The 6692-nt window shown below is 66.9% G+C and carries 8 protein-coding genes; 4 read left to right on the top strand and 4 right to left on the bottom strand.

Annotation, left to right across the window (positions count from 1 at the left end):
• The 3 genes from JHD73_RS25695 to cobC all read left to right on the top strand — a co-directional run.
• Positions 1-214: nicotinate-nucleotide--dimethylbenzimidazole phosphoribosyltransferase (locus JHD73_RS25695; RefSeq protein WP_199032991.1), on the top strand; the 214-nt coding region annotated here is incomplete at its 5' end.
• On the top strand, positions 211-981 hold the full coding sequence (locus tag JHD73_RS25690) for an adenosylcobinamide-GDP ribazoletransferase (RefSeq protein ID WP_199032990.1): 771 nt from the start codon (positions 211-213) through the stop codon (positions 979-981). The genes JHD73_RS25695 and JHD73_RS25690, both read left to right, overlap by 4 nt.
• Entirely contained in the window at positions 966-1553 is a 588-nt protein-coding gene (gene cobC / locus JHD73_RS25685) for an alpha-ribazole phosphatase (RefSeq protein ID WP_199032989.1), read from the top strand. Before JHD73_RS25690 ends, cobC begins: the two co-directional genes overlap by 16 nt.
• 3 nt (positions 1554-1556) lie before the next feature.
• On the opposite strand, the gene JHD73_RS25680 is transcribed toward cobC, so the two are convergent.
• From JHD73_RS25680 to cobU, 4 genes are read right to left on the bottom strand one after another with little or no spacing between them, the layout of a single operon-like run.
• Positions 1557-2504 (bottom strand): cobalamin-binding protein, encoded by a 948-nt coding sequence (locus JHD73_RS25680; protein ID WP_199032988.1) that lies wholly within the window; start codon positions 2502-2504, stop codon positions 1557-1559.
• A 9-nt stretch (positions 2505-2513) separates the two neighbouring features.
• On the bottom strand, positions 2514-3554 hold the full coding sequence (gene cobD / locus JHD73_RS25675) for a threonine-phosphate decarboxylase CobD (protein WP_199032987.1): 1041 nt from the start codon (positions 3552-3554) through the stop codon (positions 2514-2516).
• Positions 3551-4531, bottom strand: coding sequence for an adenosylcobinamide-phosphate synthase CbiB (cbiB, locus tag JHD73_RS25670; protein WP_199032992.1), 981 nt, complete (start codon positions 4529-4531; stop codon positions 3551-3553). The genes cobD and cbiB overlap by 4 nt, the downstream gene beginning before the upstream one ends.
• Positions 4532-4533: 2 nt before the next feature.
• Positions 4534-5109, bottom strand: a complete 576-nt coding sequence (cobU, locus tag JHD73_RS25665) for a bifunctional adenosylcobinamide kinase/adenosylcobinamide-phosphate guanylyltransferase (RefSeq protein WP_199032986.1) — start codon at positions 5107-5109, stop codon at positions 4534-4536.
• A gap of 70 nt (positions 5110-5179) precedes the next feature.
• Between cobU and JHD73_RS25660 the strand changes: the two genes are divergently transcribed.
• Positions 5180-6679, top strand: coding sequence for a cobyric acid synthase (locus tag JHD73_RS25660; RefSeq protein WP_199032985.1), 1500 nt, complete (start codon positions 5180-5182; stop codon positions 6677-6679).
• Positions 6680-6692: the final 13 nt, after the last annotated feature.

Here is a 6692-nt window from a genome sequence, read left to right as displayed (position 1 = left end):
GCACTACTGCGTGTTCGGCCACGTATCGGATGAGCGTGGTCATCGTGCGCTGCTCGAGGTGCTGGATGCTCGGCCGCTGCTGTCGCTGTCGTTGCGCCTGGGTGAGGGCAGCGGTGCGGTGCTGGCGTATCCGCTGGTGGTGTCCGCCGTGGCCTTCCTGCGCGAGATGGCGACCTTCGCCAGCGCGGGTGTGAGCGAGCGCTCAGGCTCATGAGCCTATTGCGCGAACACTGGCAGGCGTTATGGACGGCGGTCGGGTACTTCACCCGCATTCCCGTGCCGGCGTCGGTCGGGTTTTCGCAAACGGGGTTGAATCGTGCGGCGCGCTACTTTCCGCTGGTCGGCTGGCTGGTGGGCGTTGTGGCAGCGGCGGTGTATTGGCTGGTGTCGCGCACGGTGCCTGCGCCCGGCGTGGCGGTCGCCGTGTCGATGGTGGCCACGCTGTTGCTGACCGGCGCCTTCCATGAAGATGGCTTGGCCGATTGCGCCGATGGTTTTGGCGGCGGTTACACGCCAGAAGACCGGTTGCGCATCATGCACGACTCGCGCATCGGTGCATTCGGGGCCATCGCGGTGTGCATGGCGCTACTGTTGAAGTGGCAGTTGCTGACGGCATTGGCGGTGCATCCCGTCGCCATTCTGGCGGCGATGGTGGGCGCACATGCCGCCAGCCGCGCCGCTGCAGTCAGTTATCTGCTCACGCATGACTATGTGCGTGCTGAAGGCAAGGCCAAGCCCGTTGCACAGCGCATGCGCTGGAGCGATGCGTTGTGGGCAGGCATTTTCGGTATCGCGCCACTGCTGTGGTTCGGGCCGGTGTGTGCGGTGCTCGTGTTGGTGGCGGTGTCTGTCGCGCGCTGGCTGCTGGGCCGCTACTTCGTGCGTCGTATTGGCGGCATCACGGGCGATTGCCTGGGGACGGCGCAGCAGGTGTTCGAACTGCTGATCTTATGGGGCTTGCTGGCATGGATTTCATCCTGATCCGACACGCGCGGCCCGCCATGACCACCGGCCTGTGCTATGGGCGCACCGATCTGCCGCTTGACGCACCGATGGACCCTGATCCGTCGGCCATTACCGAGAAACTCAGCGCACATCCACCACAGCGTCTGCAGGCCAGCCCGCTACAACGCAGCCAACACACCGCACAGGCAATCCGGCAGGTGGCTGAGCTGCCCCCGCTGGAGATTGACGCGCAACTGATGGAACTCGACTTTGGTGCCTGGGAGGGCCGCCAGTGGGATGACATTCCGCGCGTGCAAGTCGATCGCTGGGCGCGCGATCTGGTGCACGGTAACCCGCACGGGGGAGAGTCTGCTGCCGACTTGCTCGCGCGCGTGACTGCGTGGGCCGAATCGATGGCTGCGTCTCCCGTCCCTTGTCTCTGGGCCGTGACGCACGCGGGCTGCATGCGTGCACTGGCGGCGCACTGGCTGCGGCGTCCGCTGGCCGAAACGCTGCAGTGGCCGCTGCAATGGGGAGGGGCTTGCGGTTTTCGCGTGCACCCTGGGCAACCCGACGCGTTGCCCATCCTGCTGTTCTGGAACCGCTGACGGTCAGCGTCCGTTGTTGGTCGCCTGTGCGCCCCGGCGCTTCATCCGCGCCTGCTCCAGGTCATCGCACAACTGCGCTGCGGCTTCTACCAGGCGCGGGCCGAAACGGTTGATCAGGTCCCCATTGATGCTGAAGAGGTTGCCGCGCTGCACCGCCAGCAATTGCGGCCAGCGTTTCCAGCCATCGAGCGTGTCGATTGGGCGGCTGCCTTGCGTCGCTCCCATACTTGCCGTCAGCAGGACTTCGGGATTGGCCGCGATGACCGCCTCAGGCAATACAGTCGGCACCAGAAGCGGCTCGCTCGCAAAGATATTGCGGCCACCGCACAGCGCCAGCATGTCGGTGAAGATGTGCTGGCCGTTGAGCGTCATCAACGGCTGTTCCCACACCTGATAGAACACCTGCACCGGCGGCTTGCTTGCATACCGGTTGCGCAGCGTATCGACCTGCTGGCGGAACTGCTGCGCGGCATCGTGAGCGCTGGCACGCGTATCGAGCAGTGTGCCGAGCGCTTCGATGGAGCGTGGAATATCGCCCATGCGGTGCGGTTCGGAGAAGAACAGCGGAATGCCCAGCGCACGCAGGCGGTCGATCTGCTTCTGCGCGTTGCCGTGGCGCCAGACCACTACCAGATCGGGTTTGAGCGCGGCGATGCGCTCCAGGTCGAGCGCACGGTTGTCGCCCACGTGCGGAATGTCGCGCGCGGCCGGCGGATAGTCGCTGTAGGCCACCGTGCCCACGATGCGCGCGCCGCCGCCCGCTGCAAACAGCAGCTCGGTCGCATGCGGTGCCAGGCTGACGATGCGCTGTGCAGGGTGTTGCAGGGTGACTGTGGCGCCGGTGTCATCGGTGACGGAAATGGCGGCGAGTGCCGGTGCCGCAGCAATTGCCAGTGCAGCAAGGCCAAGCACACACAAGCGACGGGCAAAGTGGGGGAAGCGAGCGGGCATCGGGGTGAGTCAGACGGAGAGCGACAGCGATGCTAGCGCATCGCCAAGACGTTGCCATCCGGTCTCATCCGGAGGCAGGCCAAAGCGTATGCCGAGCACGTCATGTGCATGCCCTGTGCCGTCACACCGGATCGGCACATCAAAGAGGCGCGTCCAGATGCCGAGCCGCGCCAGTCGTGCGTGAAGCGAAGGCGCATGCGGGGTCGGCGCCCAAGCAAAGAGCGGTGTGTTGACGTTGGGCAGTCCGTGGCAATTGAGCAACGTGTGCAGGCGCGTGCCCTCGCGTTGCAGGCGGGTGCGATTGGTGGTTTGCCAAGCGGTATCCGCCAGCGCAGCACGCACGACGGCACGGGCGGGGCCGTTGACGGTCCAGTGTCCCAACGCATCGCGCAGCGCAGCCAGCAGATCCGGTGCGCCCAGCACAAAGCCGATACGTGCCCCGGCCAGGCCGTAGAACTTGCCGATCGAACGCAGGATCACCAGCCCTGGCGTGCCTGCCAACGGTGCGAGCGTCGGGCCATCTTCCAGCGCTTCGATAAAGGCTTCATCGACGATCAACATGCCGCCGCGCGCGCACAGGCGTGCGTGCCAATGACGCAAGGTGTCGGCCGGTAGAACGCGTGCCGTTGGGTTGTTCGGGTTGACGACAACGAGGTGTCGAACGTCATCGGGCAGATCGCCCAGGAAGGCGGCTTCAGACAGCACGGCAACGTCATGTCCGGCGCGCGCAAAGGCGGGCGCATATTCGCTGTAGCCAACTTGCGCGACGCCGACCCGGCCGCGGGGCAGCAGGGTGGGCAGCGTGCGGATGGCAGCCTGTGAGCCTGCGACGGCCAGCACCGCGTTGGCGTCGTTCACGCCGTAGTGCGCGGCGGCCAGCGCTTCGAGCCCATCGTCTTCCGGCAGGCGCAGCCAAGCATCGGGCGGAATGGGCGGGATCGTATAGCCGTGCGGGTTGATGCCGGTGGAGAGATCGAGCCAGCCGCCCGCCGGTTCACCACACAGTGCACGTGCCGCGGCCAGATTGCCGCCGTGGGTGATGGCATTCATGCCAGGTTCCGCGAGATGACGGCAGCAGCGCCCAGCATGCCGAGCCACAGCCACACCGTGCGCGAGACGAGTGCTAGTGCGCGGTTGATGTCGGCGGCGCTTGCAGGCTTGCCGGTGCCGAGCAGTGGGCGGGCCTCGTCCACGCCTTCGTAGCGTGCCGTGCCACCAAGCTGCACGCGCAGGCTGCCAGCGCCGGCAGCCATCACAGGGCCCGCGTTGGGGCTCGACCATTGTGGTGCCTGCCGGCGCCAGCAGCGCAGCGCATCAGTGGTGTGGCCTAGCAGCGCATAGCTCATCGCCGTCAGTCGGGCGGGAATCCAGTTGAGCACGTCGTCGATGCGCGCCGCCGCCCAGCCAAAGCCGGCAAAGCGCGCATTGCGGTAGCCCCACATGGCATCGAGCGTGTTGGCCAGCCGGTAGAGCACCACCCCCGGCGCACCGGCCACGACCAGCCAAAACAAAGGGGCGAACACGGCGTCGCTGCCATTCTCCAAGGCCGATTCCACAGCAGCGCGGGCGATGGGTTCGTCAACCGCTTCAGAGAGGTCCCGCGAGACGATGCGCGAGGCCAGTGCGCGTGCGCGGGGCAGGTCGGCTGCGCGCAACGCGGCGGCAATCGGCGCGATGTGGTCATGCAGGCTGCGCGCGCCGATCGCAAAGTAGAGCGCCACGGCATCGAGTGCTACCACAGCCCACGCTGAAGCCGCATGCGTGGCTGTGGCAAACCACGATGCTGCCAGCACGAACGGCAGTACAGCAATCGCCCAGGCGAGCAGGCCGACGATGCGCGACCAAGCCAGCGCTGCCGGCTTGCGGTTCGTGGCGTGTTCGATAGCGGTGGCAACGCGCCCGAAGCCCACCAGCGGATGCCAGCGCGGCACTTCGCCCAGCAGCCGGTCGAGCAGCACGCCGGCCAGTGCGGCCAGCGCCACGAGTGACCAGCCGAGGTCGGTCACACCGCCTGTCGGCACGCTCAGGGTCACGATCCGGTACCGAGCGCCGGCCCTTTGACCACCATCGGAATGCCCGCCACCAGCAGATGCACGTTGTCCGCCAGAGCGGCCAGACGCTGGTTCAGACGGCCTAGCTCATCCACATAGAAGCGTGTGACAGCGCCCATCGGGACCACGCCCAGGCCGATCTCGTTGCTCACGAGAATCACCTCGCCGGGCAGCAGCGGCAGGGCGGTGAGCAGGGCGTCAATCTCCGTTGTCCAGGCTTCGGGTGGTGTGATGAGGCCGGTATCGGGGTAGTCGTGGTGTTCAGAGAAAAGGAGGTTGTTGAGCCACAGCGTGACACAGTCCACCAGCACGCAACCGCCGTGCTGGGCGTGCGTGTACAGCGCTTCGGCCAGACGCATTGGCTCTTCGACAAGGCCCCAATGCTCTGGCCGGCGAGCGCGGTGCATGGCCACGCGCAATTGCATCTCTTCATCACCTTCCCCCGCCGTGGCGACGTAAGTGACGGGCCCCGCGCATTGCAGCGCGAGTTGTTCGGCGTGGTGGCTCTTGCCCGAGCGGGCACCACCGAGGATGAGTGTGAGACGGCGGGACATCCGCGCATTTTAGCCGTGGGTGCCCGGTTAGTGCTGATGGGCGTAGACAGGTGAATGCGATAATCCGCGCATGCCAAAGCCACCATTTCCCGAGCCTCTGATCGGCACGCTCATGATCCAGGGCACCACGTCTGATGCCGGCAAGAGCACGCTGGTGGCCGGGCTGTGCCGCATTGCGCATCGCGCTGGTGTGCGCGTCGCGCCGTTCAAGCCGCAGAACATGGCGCTCAACAGCGCTGTCACCGCAGATGGCGGCGAGATCGGCCGTGCCCAGGCACTGCAGGCACAGGCCGCAGGCGTTGCGCCCACGGTAGACATGAACCCCGTGCTGCTCAAGCCCAACAGCGACACCGGCGCGCAGATCATCATCCACGGCCAGCCGCGCTGTGACCTCGACGCCCGCGCGTATCACGACTACAAGCCCACTGCGATGGCTGCGGTGCTGGAGTCGCACGCGCGCCTGCGCACGCAATACGACCTCGTGCTGGTGGAAGGCGCCGGCAGCCCCGCCGAGATCAACCTGCGTGACCGCGACATCGCCAACATGGGCTTTGCCGAAGCCGTCGACTGCCCCGTCGTGCTGGTCGCAGACATCGACCGTGGTGGGGTGTTTGCGCACCTGGTCGGCACGCTCGCGTGCCTGTCAGAGAGCGAGCGCGCACGCGTGGCCGGCTTCGTCATCAACCGGTTTCGCGGCGACATCTCGCTGCTTACGCCGGGGCTGGATTGGCTGACGGCGCAGACGGGCAAGCCGGTGTTTGGCGTGCTGCCGTACCTGCACGGCCTGCATCTGGATGCCGAAGATGCCGTGCAGACCGCGCAACGTGCAGCCGCCGGCGATGCCCTGCGCGTGGTGATTCCGGTGCTGCCGCGCGTCTCCAACCACACAGATTTCGACGCGCTGCGTGCGCACCCCCAGGTGGACGTGCGCCTGATCGGCCCCGGGCAGCCGATTCCCCCAGCCGATCTCATCATCCTGCCCGGCAGCAAGAGCGTGCAGGCAGACCTCGCCTGGTTGCGCGTCAACGGGTGGGAGGCGGCGATCGCGCGGCACCTGCGCTATGGCGGCAAGGTGATCGGTATCTGCGGCGGCATGCAGATGCTGGGGCGGCGCCTGCATGATCCGCGTGGGCTGGAGGGCGCGCCTGGCAGCGTCGATGGTCTGGGCTATCTCGATTTCGAGACCACGCTGGAGGCCGCCAAGCAATTGCGTCAGGTGCGCGGCTCGCTTGTCGAAGGCGGCGAGGCCGGAGGGGCCACCGTCGCCGGCTACGAAATTCACATGGGCGTGACTGAGGGGCCAGCACTCGCGCGGCCCGCCGTGCAGCTCGACGATGGGCGCGCAGACGGGGCCATCTCACCCGACGGGCAGATTCTCGCCACGTACCTCCACGGTTTGTTCGATGCGCCGGAAGCCTGCCGCGCGCTGCTTGCCTGGGCCGGCGTGCGCGATGCGCAGGCGCAGGACTACGCAGCATTGCGCGAGGCGTCGCTCGAACGCCTGGCCGACACGTGCGAGGCGCACCTCGACCTCGTTGCGCTGTTCGGCGCGCCGCCACGTGCGGGCTGAGCCATAATCCCCA

It is taken from the genome of Ralstonia sp. ASV6 (assembly GCF_016429285.1).
GTDB classification, from domain to species: Bacteria; Pseudomonadota; Gammaproteobacteria; order Burkholderiales; family Burkholderiaceae; genus Ralstonia; species Ralstonia flaminis.
Note: the sequence above shows the minus strand (reverse complement) of the source record. Positions and strands in the feature narration are given on the sequence as shown.